The organism is Chitinophaga eiseniae (assembly GCF_900167135.1).
Classification (GTDB): Bacteria; Bacteroidota; Bacteroidia; order Chitinophagales; family Chitinophagaceae; genus Chitinophaga; species Chitinophaga eiseniae.
The window spans coordinates 482,761-501,586 of record NZ_FUWZ01000002.1 but is presented as its reverse complement, the minus strand read 5'-3'; the positions used below and the strand labels follow the sequence as shown (position 1 = coordinate 501,586).

15 protein-coding genes are annotated in these 18,826 nt (G+C 49.0%); 12 read left to right on the top strand and 3 right to left on the bottom strand.

The window, feature by feature from the left end; translation table 11 throughout:
- Nucleotides 1-15: 15 nt before the first annotated feature.
- The 9 genes from B5D63_RS11545 (at nt 16) to B5D63_RS11505 (ending at nt 13,856) form a co-directional block, all read left to right on the top strand.
- Nucleotides 16-1,728 (top strand): DUF4397 domain-containing protein, encoded by a 1,713-nt coding sequence (locus B5D63_RS11545; RefSeq protein ID WP_143312878.1) that lies wholly within the window; start codon nt 16-18, stop codon nt 1,726-1,728.
- 18 nt (nt 1,729-1,746) lie between these two features.
- Nucleotides 1,747-2,928: a hypothetical protein gene (locus tag B5D63_RS11540; protein ID WP_078668960.1), complete on the top strand. Its 1,182-nt coding sequence runs from the start codon at nt 1,747-1,749 to the stop codon at nt 2,926-2,928.
- Between the two features lie 24 nt (nt 2,929-2,952).
- Nucleotides 2,953-4,014, top strand: coding sequence for a fasciclin domain-containing protein (locus B5D63_RS11535; RefSeq protein ID WP_078668959.1), 1,062 nt, complete (start codon nt 2,953-2,955; stop codon nt 4,012-4,014).
- 26 nt (nt 4,015-4,040) lie between these two features.
- Nucleotides 4,041-5,303, top strand: a complete 1,263-nt coding sequence (locus B5D63_RS11530) for a fasciclin domain-containing protein (RefSeq protein ID WP_143312877.1) — start codon at nt 4,041-4,043, stop codon at nt 5,301-5,303.
- Between the two features lie 24 nt (nt 5,304-5,327).
- Nucleotides 5,328-6,341: a fasciclin domain-containing protein gene (locus B5D63_RS11525; RefSeq protein ID WP_078670284.1), complete on the top strand. Its 1,014-nt coding sequence runs from the start codon at nt 5,328-5,330 to the stop codon at nt 6,339-6,341.
- A gap of 21 nt (nt 6,342-6,362) precedes the next feature.
- Nucleotides 6,363-9,638 (top strand): TonB-dependent receptor, encoded by a 3,276-nt coding sequence (locus tag B5D63_RS11520; RefSeq protein ID WP_078668957.1) that lies wholly within the window; start codon nt 6,363-6,365, stop codon nt 9,636-9,638.
- A gap of 12 nt (nt 9,639-9,650) precedes the next feature.
- On the top strand, nt 9,651-11,816 hold the full coding sequence (locus B5D63_RS11515) for an IPT/TIG domain-containing protein (RefSeq protein ID WP_078668956.1): 2,166 nt from the start codon (nt 9,651-9,653) through the stop codon (nt 11,814-11,816).
- A gap of 166 nt (nt 11,817-11,982) precedes the next feature.
- Nucleotides 11,983-12,966, top strand: a complete 984-nt coding sequence (locus B5D63_RS11510) for an SDR family NAD(P)-dependent oxidoreductase (protein WP_078668955.1) — start codon at nt 11,983-11,985, stop codon at nt 12,964-12,966.
- A gap of 71 nt (nt 12,967-13,037) precedes the next feature.
- Nucleotides 13,038-13,856 carry a helix-turn-helix domain-containing protein gene (locus B5D63_RS11505; RefSeq protein ID WP_078668954.1) on the top strand — a complete coding sequence of 273 codons (819 nt, stop codon included), beginning with the start codon at nt 13,038-13,040 and terminating at the stop codon, nt 13,854-13,856.
- A 60-nt stretch (nt 13,857-13,916) separates the two neighbouring features.
- Here the strand turns inward: B5D63_RS11505 and B5D63_RS35025 are convergent, their stop codons facing one another.
- Both B5D63_RS35025 and B5D63_RS35020 read right to left on the bottom strand, forming a co-directional pair.
- Nucleotides 13,917-14,069 carry a hypothetical protein gene (locus tag B5D63_RS35025; RefSeq protein WP_159455990.1) on the bottom strand — a complete coding sequence of 51 codons (153 nt, stop codon included), beginning with the start codon at nt 14,067-14,069 and terminating at the stop codon, nt 13,917-13,919.
- A gap of 101 nt (nt 14,070-14,170) precedes the next feature.
- Nucleotides 14,171-14,326 (bottom strand): class I lanthipeptide, encoded by a 156-nt coding sequence (locus B5D63_RS35020; protein WP_159455989.1) that lies wholly within the window; start codon nt 14,324-14,326, stop codon nt 14,171-14,173.
- A 348-nt stretch (nt 14,327-14,674) separates the two neighbouring features.
- On the opposite strand from B5D63_RS35020, the gene B5D63_RS35735 reads away from it, so the two are divergent.
- Nucleotides 14,675-14,959 (top strand): carbohydrate-binding protein, encoded by a 285-nt coding sequence (locus B5D63_RS35735; protein ID WP_078668952.1) that lies wholly within the window; start codon nt 14,675-14,677, stop codon nt 14,957-14,959.
- A gap of 190 nt (nt 14,960-15,149) precedes the next feature.
- On the opposite strand, the gene B5D63_RS11490 is transcribed toward B5D63_RS35735, so the two are convergent.
- Nucleotides 15,150-15,845 (bottom strand): DNRLRE domain-containing protein, encoded by a 696-nt coding sequence (locus B5D63_RS11490; RefSeq protein WP_143312876.1) that lies wholly within the window; start codon nt 15,843-15,845, stop codon nt 15,150-15,152.
- A gap of 203 nt (nt 15,846-16,048) precedes the next feature.
- Here B5D63_RS11490 and B5D63_RS11485 point away from each other — a divergent pair, with 203 nt between their 5' ends.
- Both B5D63_RS11485 and B5D63_RS11480 read left to right on the top strand, forming a co-directional pair.
- Nucleotides 16,049-18,481 (top strand): RHS repeat protein, encoded by a 2,433-nt coding sequence (locus B5D63_RS11485; protein WP_078668950.1) that lies wholly within the window; start codon nt 16,049-16,051, stop codon nt 18,479-18,481.
- Between the two features lie 16 nt (nt 18,482-18,497).
- On the top strand, nt 18,498-18,767 hold the full coding sequence (locus B5D63_RS11480; RefSeq protein WP_078668949.1) for a hypothetical protein: 270 nt from the start codon (nt 18,498-18,500) through the stop codon (nt 18,765-18,767).
- Nucleotides 18,768-18,826: the final 59 nt, after the last annotated feature.

The following is an 18,826-nucleotide window of genomic DNA, read 5'->3' as shown; positions in this document are numbered from 1 at the left end:
AATAAAAAAATGAAAATGAAACGTATTTCCATTATAGCAGGGATGTTGCTGGCAGGCGCCGGTTTTATGTCATCCTGCAATAAAGATAAAATGGACCACCTGTACGACAACAGGATCGTTCAGGATGTCCGGGGTAATTCCGGCGTCCGGATCGTGAACCTGAGCACGCATAACCAGGTGGTCGCCAACAATGACACGCTGACGAACTACGTGGTGCTGTCCTATCTTGACGACAAGTGGCGGTATCCCGCTACGAAATATTTCCCTGACAAAGGACGTCTCGGTACCACCTGGACGCTGCCGCGGGACCTGTTTCGGGATAACGGGAACGCACATCTGAAAATAGAAACCAAAGAGCTGACGGTGGGTGAAAGACCGGTGGAACTGGATGTGAAAGACGACTACAATAACCCCGTTGATTATTATATTATCCGTGGTCCTTTCCTGCTGACAGGTAATATTCCGGAGGTGAACAAGGTCCCCCGGTCCGTAGAAGCACCTTCCCGGCCGGACCATTTCAAAATCCGTATTGTGAACCTGGCTTCCGGGATCAAACGTCCTGATGGCGCACAGGAGCTGGTAGACGGGCCGATGTCGCTGGCTTTTGCTGACGGAACGCCGGTCAGCGCCACCACATCCAATATTACGCCCGGCCACTGGTCTGAATATGTGGAAGTGCCTTATGGTACTTACCAGTTCAGGGTGCTGACAGCCAGCGGTACGCAGGTGACAGCTTCCGGCGGCGCCCGCGAGGAAAACGTGGCCATGATAGACAGGGCTACCTCTACCATTACGCTGGGTTCTGTGCAGCCTATTGTTACAGGGCTAACTTATGCGCCTATACGTACTTATCAGCCGGGAGGGATATATACCATCGTCATTACACCACAGGTATTGCCCTATTCGATTCCCGGTGGCCATGATGAATCTAATTTTACCCAGAATGCTTTTCAGATCATAGCGGATATTGCCGATCCGGCCAATGTGAACTACGGCCGTCTGCAGGCGGTGAATGCTTTCCCCGGCGCTGCTTCCCTGCGGCTGAAAGTGAACGGCACGCAGGCTGGTGGCAACATCAGCTACGGTACCGCCGGCGGGTATACGAACATCGTGGCGGCCATGACCACCATTGAAGCGACCGACGCCTCCGGTAAAGTGCTGGCTTCCACGCAAAAGATGGTAAGCCCCGGCGGCAACTATACCGCGTGGGTATACGGCGATGCCAAAGGAGTACCGCAGATCGCAATGGCTGCCAACAACCTGAGCGGCGGTGTTTTTGTACCCGGCGGCGACGGGCAGGACGGCTCTTTCCTGCGGGTACAGTATAAACATCCGATCCACTTCCGCTTCTATAATTTCTGCCCGGATATACCCAATGTAAATTTCACATCGCCCAATGGCCAGTCGTTCGGCAGATATGGCGTTACCCGCGGACTGCAGCCGGGCATTGTTCCGGAAGATGCCACCAATACGGTTGTTGGCCTGGTAGACGATGCTTACCATATTATGGCGTTCCGGTCAAACCCCGGTGTATTTCCCGGCTCATGGCTCACACAGGTACCGGTCGTAAAAAGTAGCGACCTGGTAGCGCGGAAAGAAATGTATGTACGGGGCATTATACCGAACCAGGAGCCCGGCTATTACTCAATAGCGCTCATAGGAAGAGATGGCGCCGGCGCCCCGGAAGCATCCAGGGCGAAGATGATCATTGTTAAACATAACCGGTAGCCCTAAACTGTTAAAAGCATGAAACAAACATTCTCCATTATTATAGCAGGACTGGCGCTGGCTTTATATAGCTGCGCCAAGATAGAACATAAGAAGATTGATGACCCGGCGTACCTCCGTGTGTTCAACAATCTCAACTATACCGTAGCGCTGGAAAACAAAGACGAAGAACAGCCGTTTCTGACGATGCTCATCGATCCGCAGACAGATGCTTCCGGTATGCCCGTCAGCGCAGCTATTATCGGTGATTTTCTGGACCAGCGCAGCGCCTATGCACCGCCATACCCTTCGCATATAGGTAGCAGTAACTCCTTCCGCAACCCGGAGTACCCCGGTAAGGAAGACGTGCTGGTAGGGCCCATACTCAATGGTTTTGACCTCTCCAGCTGGGCGCAGATACCTTCTGGTCAGCATCGGGTGATGTTTATGTACCGCCCCGTAAGCGGGATACCGTTTTTTAGCCTGGAAGACCGGCTGAAAAAGAAAGTCTTGCTGGACACCGTTCTCCAACTGGACAGCCGTGAGGTGTACACCCTGCACATCCTGCAGAAAAATTTCAGGACCAAGGAAAACGGTATGCTGTTACGCCGCGAAATTTTCCACAAGCTGTCGCTGTCTGATTCGCTGGTGTATGTGAACTTCTATAACATGAGCGCAGAAGGATATGAAGCGGCGGACAAAACGAAGAAACCAAGGAATGTAGACGCCGGCATGCTGCAGTATGGAATAAAGGACGAAGCGAATGTCTGGATGACACTCCATACCGGAGACGGATTGACGAATCCGGTACCGGGATATAATTTCAGGTTCCTGACGACACTGCGCCGCAATAATACGTCCAACGCCGTGAATAGCTACTTCAGCTTTCCGTTGTTTGCGGACAATGCCGCCGATGGCATCCGGACTACGGCATGGCAGCGATTCAGCCTGCTGTCGCCGGGACTAAACCCGCTTAACAACCCTTATAACGATAATAATGGTGAAGTGGTGGATGGTAACTACGCCGTGATTTCCTGCTACGGAAACGGTACCCGCGCGAGCTTCGAGCGCTACATCTGCAGCCGTCCCAATATGATTGTCAATATTCACTCCGGAACAAACAACCCGCAGTCGTTTGCTACCGTGAACACCATCGAAATAGTAAACGGCACCGCTTATTTAACTACCGTACAACGTAAATATCCGACGCCGATATACTAAGCGGAGGCCCTAAATCATCAAGCTATGAAACATTATATTATCATATTCTTAGCGCTGACCGGGATGATGTTTACTTCCTGTAAACATGATAAACTGGATTTTGAGCAAGAGACGAAAAACTATCGTCCGGCTGCGGATTTTATCCGGAACAACTATGACCTGAGCCTCTTCTATGCAGCCATCGAAAGGGCCGGCATGTCGGCTGAACTGAACGGCCCCGGACCTTTTACCATACTGGCACCCAACAATAAGGCTTTTAATGAGATAGGTATCCTGAGCGCAGCCGATCTGGCCAAAATGCCGGTCGACAAAGTAAAGGAGCTGGTGCAACTGCATGTGCTGCCCCAGACGTTACGCGAAAGCAACCTGGCGCCTAATAGTGTGGACGTACGGTTTAAAACAATCGGCACACGGGAGTTGCTGGTAACAATGTCCACCAACCCTTACGGCGCAGCCGGTAACCGCAACGCCATTTACTTCCATGGTTGCCTGACAGAAGTAAAAGACGTGGTGGTCACCAACGGTGTATTGCAGGTGCTGCAACAGGTGATAAAAGATCAGCCGGGGACCGTACAGGACCTGCTTTCGCAGCATGAAGAATTTAGCCTGTTTGTAGGTGCACTGAAACGCTTCGGCTTCTGGGAACAGCTCAAAAGCGGTGGCCCCTGGACGATCCTGGCGCCCACCAATGCCGCACTCAAGGCCAATGGCCTGGATGAACAGGCTATCGCAGCGTTAAGCCCTGACAAATACATCATGGCCCGCCTGTTTGGAAGCTACATCATACACAAACAGCACTATTTCTTCTCTGATATCCGCGCCTTTAAAACCATGACCGGCACCAGCGACCCGCTGAGACTTAATATAAAGGATGATACCTACCTGCTGGAGATTGCCAGCCTGGACGTTACAGAAAACGGTGTTCTGAAAATCAGGTATGCCTGTTCCATCCGGGAAGACAGAAACCACCAGCCACTGAATGCCGTGCCGGTGGAACGGAAAGGAATCGTGGATTATAATACTGACAACGGCGTGGTGCATCAGCTGGATGGCTTGCTGTTGAAACCCGAACAGGCCATAAAATAAGGTCAACAGTTAACGACATAATCATCATGAAAAATAAAATATACAGAACAATACAAGCAATGATCCTCTGCGGGGTGTTCTTTAGCATGGGATTGTTGCAAACCGGTTGCAGAAAGGAAATGTTCATGCCGGAACCGGAGGGTGAAACTGTTCCCTATAAAGACAGTGCCAGCACCGATATCCCGACAGTCCTGAAATCGTCTCCTTACAAATTGTTTTATGCTGCCTGGCAGCGTAGTGATATGGAAAAAGACCTGTTGGCATTGGGTGCCAGGGCATCCGTTACCGTGCTGGCGGTTGACGATGCCGCCATGAAGGCTGCGGGACTGGACGAAACCGAAATCGGCAAACGTTCCCCGGAGGAGCTGAATCAACTGATGAGATTTCATATGCTCAATGAAAAACTGGAACCATTAACCCTTCAGACGCAAAAACTCAGTTCTCCCAGGATGACGATGCTCGAGAATCCAAATTTACAGGAGTACCGCAATGGTTCGGGATCGGGCGTGGGCCGTCCTTATGCCTATACCTACCGCCACTTTATGGCGATGGCGAAAGACAGTCAGCTGATCGTCGATGGCCAGCTTTGCGGAAAACATCCACCGGTGGCCGCGAGGAATGGTATCATCTGGCCGGTGAACAGGTTATTACAAAAACCTGAAAAACATGTCCGGGAAATACTGGAGGAAGATGGCCGCTTTACCATGCTGCTGGCCATCAACGATATGAATGAGGCCAGCTGGATGGAATATACCTGGGGGTCTTTTGTGCGCTACGCCGGCTATTTTTGGGGCGTGGACCCCGCCTCTGGCGCAGTTGTTTTTAACGCTTATCTGGCTCCTACCGATGAGGCTTTCCATCAGGCAGGTATCCAGGATATAGACCAGGTCACGAAAATCAACAGCCGCTTTATCCCTGAGCTGGACTGGGAGTCTTACACCATGACTGGTTTAATTCCTACGGACAGTATACTGGACTATCATAACTGGGGCCGGTCTTATGCTCCCATTGACAATAGCGGTTTTATTCCTTCTGCGCATACTGTATTTTATTCTAATGATCTTGATGATAAACTGATCGGAGATTATTGGATATCACTGGGGAATACAACTACTGCCGGTTATAAAATGCCGTTGCAGTTTATGCGTGAGGGTAATAGCATCAAGGTAAAGCTAAGAAATGCCAATACCCCGCCGGCTACTATCATCGCAAGAGATATCAACACCTTCGAAGGCCCGCTGCATATCGTGGACAGGCTTCTGCTGCCGGATAATTTCAAGGTGAATTAACAGTTGATCCGTTAAAGATTCATGATGACTACAAATACTACCTTATCCAGACAATATTTCTCCCGCCGGCTGGTGGTCATTGGTTTGTCTTTGCTGATGGCAGGCGCCTGTAAGAAAGACGATACTGATGCGCCCAAAGCTAACGACCGCCTCATGGAGGTGGTGATTGACAACTTTAACCTCAGCAAGTTCAAAGCGGCGGCGGACCGCAGCAGTATGCAGCCGTTGCTGACCAGTGCCGGGCCGCTGACGGTGCTGGCGCCGTCCGATGCGGCTTTTACTGAAGCGGGATACCCCACTACGCTCAGTGTTGGTACCGCCGGTATCTCCCTGATGACCAGGATCACGGGGTATCATATTCTCAACGGGAACTACGACCTGAATAAAATGCCTTTCCTGTTTAACCAGGAGATACGCACCTACAATGGCGGTAAACTGTATGTGACCCGCTGGGTGAAAGATAAGGACACTGTGCTGACGGTAAACGGCAGCCGGGTGCTGGCAGTTGGCATGAAAGCGAGCAATGGCACGCTGCAGGTCATTGACCGTATGCTGGAGCCATATCTCTATGAAACGGTGACGGAAGCTATTTCGGCAGAACCCGGTCTGAGCCTCTTCAGTCATGCCTTACAACGTTCCGGTTTATCCGCTTTGCTGAAAGGCAAAGGTCCCTATACCGTGTATGCTGCAAACAACGCTGCCATGACAGCCTACGGCTATAAAACGCTGGAGCAGATCGAAGCAGCCGATCCCGGGGTACTGGCCGCACTGTTGCGTTATCACATTGCGGCCGACCGCCGGTTTGTGTATGACTATATCCTGAGTACCGGTAGTAGTGCTGCCACTACACAGAACATGCTCGATGACAACATTGTGAAAGTGCAGCTTACGCCGGACCCGCTGTCGCCGGGCCTTTACAATGGTATTACACTGCAAGGGCCGGGCAACGATGCTCCCGTAAAGCTGGTAAAGCAGAATGGCATTACCGGTAACGGCGTACTACACATAACCGACCATGTATTAAAAATCACAAAGTAGAATCAGTTATAATCTTAAGTGATGAACACAAAAAAACTAATTGTAACAATATATTCTTTCCTGCTGCTGCTGTTGGCGTCTCTGGCCGGCAAGGCGCAGGAAACCTCCGGCGGCCTGACGGGGAAGGTACAAGACGGCCAGGGGCAGGCTTTGCCGGGAGCGACCGTCATCGCACTGCACGAACCTTCCGGTACCCGCTACCCGGTGATATCCGACGCAGGCGGCCGTTACCACATATTGGGTATGCGTATCGGCGGCCCATACACTGTTACCGTGACCATGATGGGCATGGCGCCGCAAAAATACCAGAACGTGACCGTGCGCCTGGGAGAACCGCAGCTGTTGAATATAGTGCTGAACGATGACCGCAAGCAGCTTTCCGAAGTGGTGGTGAAAGGCGCAAAGGCAGGGCCTAAAGCCAATAACTACGGCGCCGGCCAGAACATCAGCCGTAGCCAGATCAACAATATGCCGACGGTGAGCCGCAGTATACAGGATATTACCCGCATGGTGCCACAAGGCAGTAAAGACAATAGTTTCGGCGGCTCCAACTTCCGTTACAACAACGTTACCATCGACGGCGCCATCAACAACGATGCGATTGGCTTCAGTCCATCTATGGGCGGACAAAGCGGCACTTCCGGCCAGCCCGGCAGCAGCACCCGCACCAACCCCGTTTCCCTCGACGCGATCGAAGACATGCAGGTATATCTCGCCCCCTTCGACGTGAAGATCGGTAACTTCACCGGCGGTAGTGTGAATGCCGTCACCCGCAGTGGTACCAATACCCTCACCGGTTCGGTATACGGCTTCGGCCGCACCGCTGCCATGATCGGTAAAAACAAAGCCGGCAACGGTGACAAAATGAACAGTGACTTTAAAGACTACCAGGCAGGTATACGGCTCGGTTTCCCGATCATCAAAAGCAAACTATTCTTTTTTACCAATGAAGAAATCACCCGCAGAACAGATCCTGCGCAACTGCTGGCCGGTAAGGAAGAAACGGCCCGTATCCTCAGCGAGAAAGATGCCGACGATATCCGCCAGGCGACGATCAAACGCTACGGAGATATCTTCGACCCGGGCACTGCGGGGCTGTACAACTCCTCTTCCGAGTCCAATAAATTCTTCAATCGTATAGACTGGAACATCAACGATAAACACCAGGTGTCTGTCCGTAATAATACCATTACTTCCAGCGCTATCAGCCTGGACCGCGACCAGCAGGATTTTCGCTTTGGCAGCATGGCTTTCAAACAAACGAACAACCAGAGCAGTACCGTTGCTGAACTGAAAAGTCGTTTCAATAACGCCTGGTCCAACAGTTTTGTCGCCGGTTTTACTACCGTGCACGACTACCGCGATCCGCTCAGCGATCCTACGTTGCCGCAGGTACAGATCATGGGCCGCACGCCAGGTACCACTATCTACCTGGGTACTGACAGGGAGGCGTCTGTATTCAATATGAAACAGCGTACCATCGAGATCACCAACAATCTCACCTGGACCAAAGGCAAACATACCGTACTAATGGGGACACACAATGAGCTGTATCATATCGACTACGGCTTCGTGAACGCCTGGAACGGCCGCGTAGACTACCTGAGCATCGACGACTATCTGCGTAATACGCCTTACCGCGTAAGAGGAAGCTACAATTACACCAATAACAGTCGTGACTATATTATGAGCAACCCCGGCGCTGTGTTCAATGTAAACCTGTATAGCGTGTACGTCCAGGACGCGATCCGGGTAACGGACAAGCTGACCGTGACACCCGGGCTGCGTGCCGATTATACGCATCTGCCCACCAAACCGGAGCTGAGTGATAAAGTGACCAATGCGATCGCTGATCCTTACTTCGGATCTACATACCACTATACGCCGCTGAACCGTATTGAGAACCGGTATTTCGGAAAGGTGCAGATATCTCCGCGCTTAGGCTTCCGTTACGATTGGCTGGGAGATCAGCGCCTGATCGTTCGTGGCGGTGTGGGTATGTTTACCGGCCGCATTCCTTTTGCATGGCTGGCCTACGCTTATTATAACAACGGCGTGAACTACGGCTCCTTTGACCAGAAGGCGGACCAGAAGCCTTTCGCTCCCGGCAGCGACGCCATCAAGCCGGGCAAAAACGGTATTGCCGACTTCATTGAAAAGAACGGTACAGTCATCAACAACCCTAACGCCGGTAAAACACAGGTAGACCTGATCGACAACGATTTTGTGATGCCGAAGATCCTGCGTGCCAGCCTGGCGATCGACAGAACTACTGCCAGTCAGTGGAAGTTTGGAATAGAAGGTATGGTCACCAAGAGTATAAAAGAGGTCTTCTTCCAGCAGGTAAATATCACTGACAACCCGAAATATTACGCTTACGATAAAGACCGCCAGCAGCCTGTTTATTCCGGCAATATTGATCCCCGTTTCTCCAATGCTTACCTGTTGAGCAACACCAATAAAGGTTTCCGCTACAGCATCACCGGTACCGCCAGCAAAAACTTCACCAGCGGTTTATATCTGTCAGGCGCATATACCTACGGTCAGAGCAAGGACGCCTTCAATGGTATCCGTAACTCCATGGAATCCAACTGGCAGCTGAACCAGGCGTTGAGCCCGAACAATGCACCACTGGCTTATTCCAACTTCGACATCCGTCACCGTTTTGTGGTGAATGCCAGCTATCGCAAGGCGTGGAATGAAACGTGGGTGAGCACGCTCAGCCTGTTCTTCAGTGCGCAGTCGGGCAGCCCGTTCACCTACGGCGTTGTGAACAACAGCGTACAGGGATTGCCGCAGCAGGTGAGCCTGGCGTATATCCCGCAGACAGAAGAGGCGGTCCGTTTCTTCAGGGATTATACCAGCAACGGACAACAGATTACGGCCGCTGAACAAGCCGAAGCGTTTAACCGTTACGTTGACGGCAATAAATACCTGAGCAGCAGAAGGGGGAATTTTACCGAAAGAAATATGGGCCGCACACCGTGGAACGTGCAGGCAGACCTGCACTTTGCGCAGGAGTTCCACCTGCGTAAGCTGAAAACACATTTTATCACTTTCACGGCGGATGTGGTGAACCTGACCAATATGCTGAACCGCAACTGGGGTATCAGTTATTTCTCTCCCAATACCTTTAACTCTACCGCCAGTGTTGGTTTAACGCCTACCCTGTTCCCGCCGGAGCAAAACAAGGGCGGCATACCGGTATACACTTTCTCGGACCCCGGTACGCCCTATTCCATTGATTATTTCGGTTCCCGTTACCAGGTGCAGCTGGGACTGCGTTACACCTTTTAAACAACAGACGATATGCAAAAGCTCACAACATATTTAGTGGCGGGATTGCTGTTATGCCTCATGGGTATTATACAGGCCTGCAAAAAAGATAAAATAGCGGCGGTAGTCCCGTTCGAGGTCAAAAGTTATTATCCTAACAGCGGCAATGCAGGTACGCTGGTAACTATTACCGGCAGCGGCTTCTCTGACGGAAAAGCCAGCATATCCTTTAACGGTACCGATGCAGAAGTGTTGAGTACCACGGATACTTTGCTGGTGGTGCGTGCGCCGGAAAAAGGGCAGAGCGGCACCGTTACCTTTTCCAACGGAAGCAAGTCACTGACGGTAGGTGAGTATACCTACCAGAAGTTAAGCGTGCAGAAAATATTTCCGCCTAACGGTACCGCGGGTACGCAGATACGTATCAGCGGCGCCGGTTTCAGCAGCCTGAAATCGCCTGTTGAGGTGCTGATCAACGGGAAGTCCGCTACCGTGGTGAGTGCCAGCGATACCTCCCTGGTAGCTACCGTGCCGGAAGGCGCCGGAAGCGGACCAGTGACGGTGAAGGTAGACGGGATGGTATCTGTGGGGCAGCCTTTCCAGTTTCAGACGATCAGCAGTATTAAACCGTTGACCGGTGGCCAGGGTACCCGTGTAACCATTAGCGGTGAGGGCTTCGCTGCGGTGGCTGCTGATAACGTGGTGGAGTTCAACGGTAAGAAAGCTGTCGTAGCAGAAGTGGCTGTTGGCAAGCTGGTGGCCATAGCGCCGGAAGGACTGACCAGCGGCCCGCTGGCAGTTACCATCAACGGACAGAAAATTGTAGGTCCGTCGTTTACAGTAGTCCCCCCGCCTTCGCTGCGGCTGGTGAGCCCACTCAGTGGTCCGGCCGGGGCTGAGATGATCATTGATGGGAAAGATTTCAGCACTGTGGCAGATGAAAACGTAGTGACGATCAACAATGTGAAGGCAGTGGTAAAAGAAGCGACCAATCTGCGTCTTACGGTAGTGTTACCGGCAGGTATGGGCAAAGGAACGGTCATGGTAAGCGTGAATGATCAGCCGGTGAAAGGGCCGGAGTTTACAGAACAAAATCTGGGTATTCTTAAAATGGAACCTGCCAGTGGTTTGGCCGGCACTAAAGTAGTGATCACGGGTACCGGTTTCAGCGTAAACCCTGCCGAAAACGAAGTGACGTTCAACGGCGTAGTAGCGCAGATACTCAACGCGACAGCGACCACGCTGGAAGTGATGACGCCGGCCAACCTGACCACCGGTCCTGTAAAAGTGAAACGTGCTGCACTGGTAGCGGAAAGCCCTGTTCCGTTCAGCCGTTCCGGTTTGTTCACACTGACCAATCAGATGGGAGCTTTCATTGGTCCGCTGGTGGTAGATAGACAGGGTAACGTATTTGTGTCTAACACCCGTGAAAACTATATCTCCAAAGTGACACCTGCTGGTGACGTGTCTATTTTTGCGGGAGAACCTAATGAACGTGGTGTAGCCGACGGTAATGGCAGAAATGCCCGTTTGGGAAATATATACGGTTTGGTGCTGGATGAAAACGATAATATCTATGTTTCGGAGGTATCTAATAATGGTGGCGCTCTCCGTAAGATCACGCCGCAGGGTGAGGTGACGACACTGAAAAGTGGTTTGCCGAATGACGTCGGTTCGCTGACGAGAGATAAAAAGGGTAACCTCTACTATACGCAGCTGTACAGAGGTGTGTTCAGGGTATATCCCAATGGTATATCGGAAAATGTGTTCCCACGGACGGCAGAAGAAATCAGAATTGCCATTAGTAACAACAATGATCTGTTCGTAGTGGGAGACAAGTATGAGCCTACCTTCTACTGGCAACAGTTGGGTAACAATAAGCTTACCTGGGTAGGATCGTCCGTTGGTTACCAGGACGGGCCTGTATCTTCTGCGTTGTTTGGAGGTACTATCTCTTCACTGTTGCTGGACCATGAACAAAACCTGCTGATCGCAGACGCTCATAACTATGCGTTGCGTAAACTGGACTTGTCCACCGGGCAGGTAAGTACGGCGGTGAAGTTGTCAAAAGGCTTTGAAGATGGCAGTCTGGATAAGGCGAAGATCGGTCTGATAGCGGACCTGGCTATCGACAAGGACGGAACTATTTATATCTCTGATCCGAATAACAGAGCCATCAGAAAAATTGTGCTTAAGTAAGGGTGCTTGCATTTGAGAAAGGGTAGGGCTGTTCCGGAAGGGCAGCCCTTTTTGCTGTTAAATACTGTTATTATAGCTGGACTTTTAAACAAAGTAAAATCGGACTTCTGAACAAAGTCAGTGGATTTCAGGTGTGCTACTTTTGTTTCAACAAAACAACTACAATATGAAACAGAACAATTATCAGGGAGCGCTGCAAATTCCTTTGGGTTCAGGATTTAACGCGAAGTCTACAACAAGTGATGTTATCGGCGGTGTCGATCTCAGCGGCAAAATAGCCATCGTAACCGGAGGAAATACCGGTATTGGCCTTGAGACCACCAGGGTGCTTGCAGCTGCGGGAGCAACGGTCATTGTACCTGCCCGTGATGTTGAAAAGGCAAAAAGAAACTTACAGGGTGTTGGTAATGTGGAATTAGTTTCCATGGACCTGATGAACCCTGATTCTGTTGATGACTTTGCCACCACCTTCCTGGCGTCCGGAAGGCCGCTGCATCTGTTGATCAATAACGCCGGTATAATGTGGGTGCCGTTGCGGAGAGATAAGCGCGGATATGAATCACAACTGGTTGTCAACTATCTGTCTTTATTTCAGCTTACGGCGAGGCTGTGGACTGCATTGCAGAAAGCGGGTGGGGCCAGGGTGGTTAATCTTTCTTCAGGCGGGCACCAGTTTGGTGATTTCAGCTTTGAAGACCCTCATTTCCTGAGTCGGGAGTATGAGACGCTGCTGGGATATGGACAGTCCAAGACCGCTGTCAATTTGTTCTCCCTTGAAATGGATAACCGTGCCCGCTCATCAAACGTAAGGGTATACGCAGTAAACCCCGGCTCCATCGGAGGAACAGAATTGGGCAGAGAGGCGCCGCCGGAGTTGTTTCAAAAAATGGGTTTTTGTGATGCGGAAGGGAATTTGTTGCCCGAAGTGGCCGCTTCTTTGAAGACGGTGCCGCAGGGCGCTGCTACCACCATTTGGTGTGCTACGAGCCCCTTGTTAAACAATATCGGCGGCGTGTATTGCGAAGACGGGGATATTGCAGCATCCACGAGCGTGAAACCGTATTCATTGGATGAGGATAATGCAAAACGGCTATGGGCAATGAGTGAAGAACTGACAGGAATTACATTTAACATCCCGATCCGTTTATAGGAACAGAATTATAATGTTATTTTTGATTGGTGAAGCGGTTTCGTTGTTTACACAGATCATTTTTTCCGACCATGAAGTATATAGCCCAATATATCACAGAAGATATAAAGCTTTCCTGCTATGAGGACAGCTTTTTTAAGTCAGACATCATGTTTGACCAGCATATGCTGGTGTGGTTTATATCCGGTGAGACGAAGATCGTACAGGCTGAAGCTACGTACTTTTTTAAGCAGGGTGATATTTTCCTGATTCCACGAAACCAATTGGCGACGATTATTAATTATCCTAAAAACGGACAGCCGCATAAGACAGTGGTGATGCATCTTTCAACAGCCAGATTGCGCGAATATTATGCAAAGCTGGACATACAGCCTCAGATGCAAACAGCCCGGAAAATCCTTTCCTATAATAATCATCCTTTATTGGAAAGCTGCTTGTCTTCTTTGATTCCTTATTTTGATATGAAGGAGCTTCCGCAGGACATTGCCTCGCTGAAGATAACGGAAGCCATTAGTATTTTACGTACGATTGATAAGGACGTGGATAATATACTGGCGAATTTCGATGAGCCCGGAAAGATCGATTTGGTGAGTTATATGGAAAAGAACTTCATGTTCAATCTGCCGTTGGAAAAATTCGGATATCTTACAGGGCGTAGCCTGACAACTTTTAAACGGGATTTTCAGAAGTCCTTTCATTCAACGCCGCAACGGTGGCTTACACAAAAGCGGTTGGAACTGGCGCACTATCAGCTGGCAGAAAAAAATGCCAGGCCGGTGGATGTTTGTTATGAGGTGGGTTTTGAAAACCTTTCCCATTTCTCTTTTGCTTTTAAAAAGCACTTTGGATACACCCCTACGGAGCTGTTGAGCAGACAGTATAAAGCGTAAAGGTTGAGGGAAAAGAACCATGCCAGCGGTTGTGGCCTTTGGCATGGTTGTTTTTTTAAATTATACGCAGTCTATTGTCCGACGGCAGCCAGGGCAGGTAGTCTGGTCGAAAGAAGTCAGGCAGATGAAGCCTTGTTTCGGAGGCGTAACATTCAATGCAGAGATTTTTACTTTTGCCAGCTGGAGTTTTTTGGGAAAGGTGTTCTTTTTCATAAATGTGGATTACATGAATAGTCCCCTCCTGTCTTTAGCCGGGGAGGCAATGCCGTGGAGTGGATGTTCAGCATTGAAGTGTGACGGTCCGTCTTTACCTGTTAGAGGCAAAGGATAGTTTCCACGCAGTTACGGCAAGTCGTTTCTGCATAAGAGGTCTCGCAGATAAATTCTTTCTGTTTGAGCTGGTTAGGATTCAGGATGGCGATTTTCATTTTTGCCAGCTGCAGTTTTTTCGGAAACGTTTTCTTTTTCATAATTGCGGATTACATTAAACAGATGTTCCTCTCCTGTCTTTAGCCGCGGAGCAATGCCATGGAGCGGATGTTCAGCATAAGAAGGTGGAATACTATGAGTATATATAGTGGGAGGAAATCAGCAAGTGGGTTGTGACCTGCATAGGTTTAATATTTTGAGGAATTTGAAAGAAAAAGGTCGTGCCGGTCTAATTTAGGAGAAATTTTTTCAATGTTGTAACATTGACGGTTTTTGTACTTAAAAAAATCGGATAATATGATGTTCCTGCCGGTGTGGTGGAGGTGAGGTCACGTTGCAGGCTCCATTTGTAGATTAGGTTAGTGTTTACTTCTAAAAAATTAACCTGTATGCATGTATTCTCCAAGACGCTTTTGTTTATTCCTATCCTTTGCGGAGCCATGATTTCCGCTAATTCCTCCGATTCCCGGTATCGTTATCCTGATATGAAGGCCATCTATCGTGGTGTGGATTGTAAGGGCATTATGCCGTGGTCTTCCACCACTACCTATACAGGGGGATATTTGGTTGTTTATCAGGGACATAAATGGGTGGCTAAATATTGGACTCAGAATGAGACACCCAGGACCGGAGATGATTCGCCCTGGACGGATTTGGGAGCATGTAGTATATGACGATCATCTTGCACTATTGGCAATAATGGTACTAAGCAGATTTTTATGATGACTGTTATGGCCGGTGACTTTTTACAATGCCCTGGCCCGGACTTTGCCGGGGACAGGGCATTGTCGTGTGAAGTGAACCCCTTATACTATTCAGGCTGTCGTCAGGAGCTGATCTTTGTACAGCGATGATAACTATATCTCATAGGTGATCACCAGTTTCGGACGACCGCTGACATTGGTGGCACGGCCCTGTGAAAATCAGGCTGCGGTAGTAAGCTTCTGTCTGCAGTTGCATGCTGAAGCCGTTATTCTGCCCGCTGTTGATGATGTCCTGTACCAGCGCGGTAACGTTAAGGGTTACACTGTAATTCCACTGTGAGGTGGAAGCTGGGACAGCTACGGCGTTAGTAGTCGTGGTAGTGGGCTGGTTATTCCAGGTAATAGTGCTGGCTTTCCAGGGGCCGGTTACACGTTTTATCCAGGCAGGATTAGTGCCATAGGAATTATAAGGCGACCCTGGATAGTAGGAATTGCCTTGCGGCGCGGCCGCGCTGCTTGTCACGCCGGTCAGTGTAAGTGTGGCTGAAACAATCGTAGTGCCTGCGGGAATGGTGTTAAGACCATTGAACCGGAAGAACTGCCGGCCGGTGCCCGGTGTACCCTGGAATGTCCACGAAAGGGCGAGGAAATCTATGGAAGAACTAAAGTTGACGTTTACCCAATCCGGTTTGTTGTAGACGGCCGCGTCGTCCTGGGTGCCGGCACCTCTCTGGAGGCCGTCACCGATACCGAGGGTAATGGTTTTTTGTCCGCCTTTAGTATCCGCGTTGAGCGCTTGCGGATGCCGCTGCGGATCGGTAGCTGTTGCCAGGTCTTTACGGCAGCTGGTCATCATGAATACAGATGAAACGATAAGGGGAAGGAAAAGATGAGAGATCTTTATACAGTAAAGGTTTAGTGAGTGATAAAATGGGTAAACGAAGAGGGAATTGATGTCCTACGCAGGCATCGTAGTGGTGATGCGTGATAATTGTATAACAGGGCTTTAAATGAATTTCCGGGTTGTTGTTGATTCAGGTTATTTTGAGTTGTTGAGATGTGTATGCGGCCTCTGTATTAGGAGATTTTAAAGAGCCGGCAGCTAACAATACAGCTAACATTAACAATAATTTATCTGATTATAGTTATGATAAGAATGGAAACCTGCTTTCCGACGCCAATAAAGGAATTGGCAGCATTATCTATAACAACCTGAATCTTCCCGAAAAAATTTCCGTTTTGGGAAAAGGGACTATTACCTACTATTACGGTGCAGATGGTGGCAAGTTATCTAAAATAGTTGTTGACAGTACTTCCAATCCTGTACGGACCATCAGGACTGATTATGTGGGCGAACTGGTCTACAGAAATGACTCTCTGGAATTTATTCCGCATGCGTCCGGACGTATCAGGGCCACATATGTAGCCAATAATCCTGTAGGTTATGTTTATGACTATTTTGTAACTGATCATTTGGATAATACTCGCTTGATTTTAACGGAGCAATCGTCTGTCTTTACTTACGCAGCTACCATGGAAAAAGACGCTGCTCCAAAAGAAAACTTATTGTTCAGTAATGTTGACAACACAAGAACGGATAAGCCGGTAGGTTATCCATCAGATGAAAGTTCCGGAAAAAACAGTTTTGTCGCGAAACTAAATGCAAAGGCTGGTGGCCAAAAGGTAGGTCCTTCTCTCGTATTAAGAGTAATAGCTGGGGATACGGTGAACATCGGGGTTAAAGCATTTTATAAGTCGGTTGGTACCAGACCGGCAGATAATGCACCTTCTCCTGAAGATATGGTGGCTTCGCTGTTGCAAAGTTTTGGTGGCAGCGCAGCAACTAGTGTAGATGCCCATAACATATCTTCTGCTACAAGTGGACCTCTGAATGCCAATTTTTATAACAATGAATATCAACGTTTAAAGCAGCGGGATGCCGATCCTGCTCATCCGGATAAACCGAGGGCTTACCTGAACTATGCACTATTTGACGATCAATTCAATATGGTTGACGACAATAGTGGCGTAAGACAGGTAAAAGAAGAACCAGACCAATTGCAAACGTTGGGTTCGGATAAAATGATCATTAAAAGAAGTGGTTTTCTCTACGTCTATACCAGTAATGAAACACAACAGGATGTTTATTTCGATAACCTCGTTTTAGCCGTGAGTAATGGGCCGGTGCTGGAAGAGACCCATTATTATCCCGGTGGACTTGTAATGGATGGGATCAGTTACCGGGCAGTGGCAGGCATCGAACCTAACAGAGTACTGTTCCAAGGCAAGGAGTTACAGCGTAATGAGTTTAGCGATGGAACAGGGCTGGACTGGTATGACTTTGAAGCCCGCTATTATGATCCGCAGCTGGGTCGTTGGTTTTCTCCTGATCCGGCTCGCCAGGATTGGAGCCCATATATGGCAATGGGAAACCGGTTTATCACTGTTAGAGATCCAGATGGAAGATTCTGGCACATTGTAGCCGGAGCCCTTATTGGCGGAACATTAAACTTGATAAGTCATGCAGATAAAATTCATTCCTGGCAGGATGGGTTGGTGGCTTTCGGTATAGGTGCAGCGGCCGGAGCCCTGGGAGCGGCTACAGGTGGAGCTTCGCTTGCCGCTTTCGGAGGAACACAGGCTGCGTCTACATTTATAGGAGGGGCAATTAGTGGGGCAGTCGGGAGTGCTTATGCCAAAGCTGTAGAAGGCGGCGGTAATATGCTATATTTTGGTGATTCGTTTAAAGCGAGTGATATTGTACAAGCTGCGGCATTTGGTGCTGCAACTGGAGGCGCTATGGGTACAATTTCCGGAGCCCTCAAGGGAAAAACAGGTTTAGATCTTTTAGGACGTCCTAACATCAAGATCGGAGGAGGCTCTTCTATAGGATTGTCTTCCAATGGCAAGGGAATTGATCCTGTTTATTCATCGAATAATCCTCGACTAGCTACAGCCGGTTTAGGTGAGGGAGGAAGTATGACTTTTCCTGAATTTGTCGAAGGAAATATTTACAGGCCGGCACACACTATCTATCGAGATGGGACGATGGTACTTATGTCAAGTGCCGAAGATGCAGGAGCAGCTGGAGCTTCGGGAGCATCGAAAGCTTTGACTAATTTAGAGGTTAATATCAATTTAAATCAGGAACTTGGTGCCGCTGGAGGAATAAATTCATCTGCTCATTTGGCCAGTGAAGCTGCAAAATTTTCGAAACACCTTAGTCAGCTCGAGAAATATGGACAAGCTGGGTTTAAGGAATTGCAAAATGGTCGATTTAGATATTATGGTAATGTTACCCCTGCAAGCACACCTGGTGAAATGATAGGTAGACGAGTTGTAAGAGAATGGAATCCTGCTACAGGCGGAACTCGAACTTGGATGGAAACCCTTGATGGTGCTGACAGAATAAGAATTGTTAGGCCTGAAACAGGAGGAGTTAAAGTTCATTTTATGTTTGATAAGTCTGGAAATTTTATAAAAAAATGGTAAGTTAAAAGATTTGTATATGGAAATAAGAATTGAAGATATAAAACAAATATTGAAAGATTTATTAAATGGCAAAATCTCCAGAGAAGACGCATCGTTATGGGCATATAACCTAAGACAAGAAGCCGACGGTAACAAACTGGTATATTATCCAGAGGGCAATGAAGAAATATTGTGGGAATCAATTTTATTTATTGAAGGAATAGACCTTCAAAATACCCCCAATGTCTATCTTCATAATAGAGAGGATATACAAGCGTTTTGGGATAAAATGGAACCTTTGGGATAATTATAGCTGTTGCTGCACGGGTGAAAGTTAGTTGCGAGTGCAGCAGAAAAATGATTAGG

What these genes read in the sequence shown, in the direction of transcription:
- B5D63_RS11545 (WP_143312878.1), top strand. Translation starts at nt 16, where the DNA reads ATGAAACGTATTTCCATTATAGCAGGGATGTTGCTGGCAGGCGCCGGT.
- B5D63_RS11540 (WP_078668960.1), top strand. Translation starts at nt 1,747, where the DNA reads ATGAAACAAACATTCTCCATTATTATAGCAGGACTGGCGCTGGCTTTA.
- B5D63_RS11535 (WP_078668959.1), top strand. Translation starts at nt 2,953, where the DNA reads ATGAAACATTATATTATCATATTCTTAGCGCTGACCGGGATGATGTTT.
- B5D63_RS11530 (WP_143312877.1), top strand. Translation starts at nt 4,041, where the DNA reads ATGAAAAATAAAATATACAGAACAATACAAGCAATGATCCTCTGCGGG.
- B5D63_RS11525 (WP_078670284.1), top strand. Translation starts at nt 5,328, where the DNA reads ATGACTACAAATACTACCTTATCCAGACAATATTTCTCCCGCCGGCTG.
- B5D63_RS11520 (WP_078668957.1), top strand. Translation starts at nt 6,363, where the DNA reads ATGAACACAAAAAAACTAATTGTAACAATATATTCTTTCCTGCTGCTG.
- B5D63_RS11515 (WP_078668956.1), top strand. Translation starts at nt 9,651, where the DNA reads ATGCAAAAGCTCACAACATATTTAGTGGCGGGATTGCTGTTATGCCTC.
- B5D63_RS11510 (WP_078668955.1), top strand. Translation starts at nt 11,983, where the DNA reads ATGAAACAGAACAATTATCAGGGAGCGCTGCAAATTCCTTTGGGTTCA.
- B5D63_RS11505 (WP_078668954.1), top strand. Translation starts at nt 13,038, where the DNA reads ATGAAGTATATAGCCCAATATATCACAGAAGATATAAAGCTTTCCTGC.
- B5D63_RS35025 (WP_159455990.1), bottom strand. Translation starts at nt 14,069, where the DNA reads ATGAAAAAGAACACCTTTCCCAAAAAACTCCAGCTGGCAAAAGTAAAA.
- B5D63_RS35020 (WP_159455989.1), bottom strand. Translation starts at nt 14,326, where the DNA reads ATGAAAAAGAAAACGTTTCCGAAAAAACTGCAGCTGGCAAAAATGAAA.
- B5D63_RS35735 (WP_078668952.1), top strand. Translation starts at nt 14,675, where the DNA reads ATGCATGTATTCTCCAAGACGCTTTTGTTTATTCCTATCCTTTGCGGA.
- B5D63_RS11490 (WP_143312876.1), bottom strand. Translation starts at nt 15,845, where the DNA reads ATGATGACCAGCTGCCGTAAAGACCTGGCAACAGCTACCGATCCGCAG.
- B5D63_RS11480 (WP_078668949.1), top strand. Translation starts at nt 18,498, where the DNA reads ATGGAAATAAGAATTGAAGATATAAAACAAATATTGAAAGATTTATTA.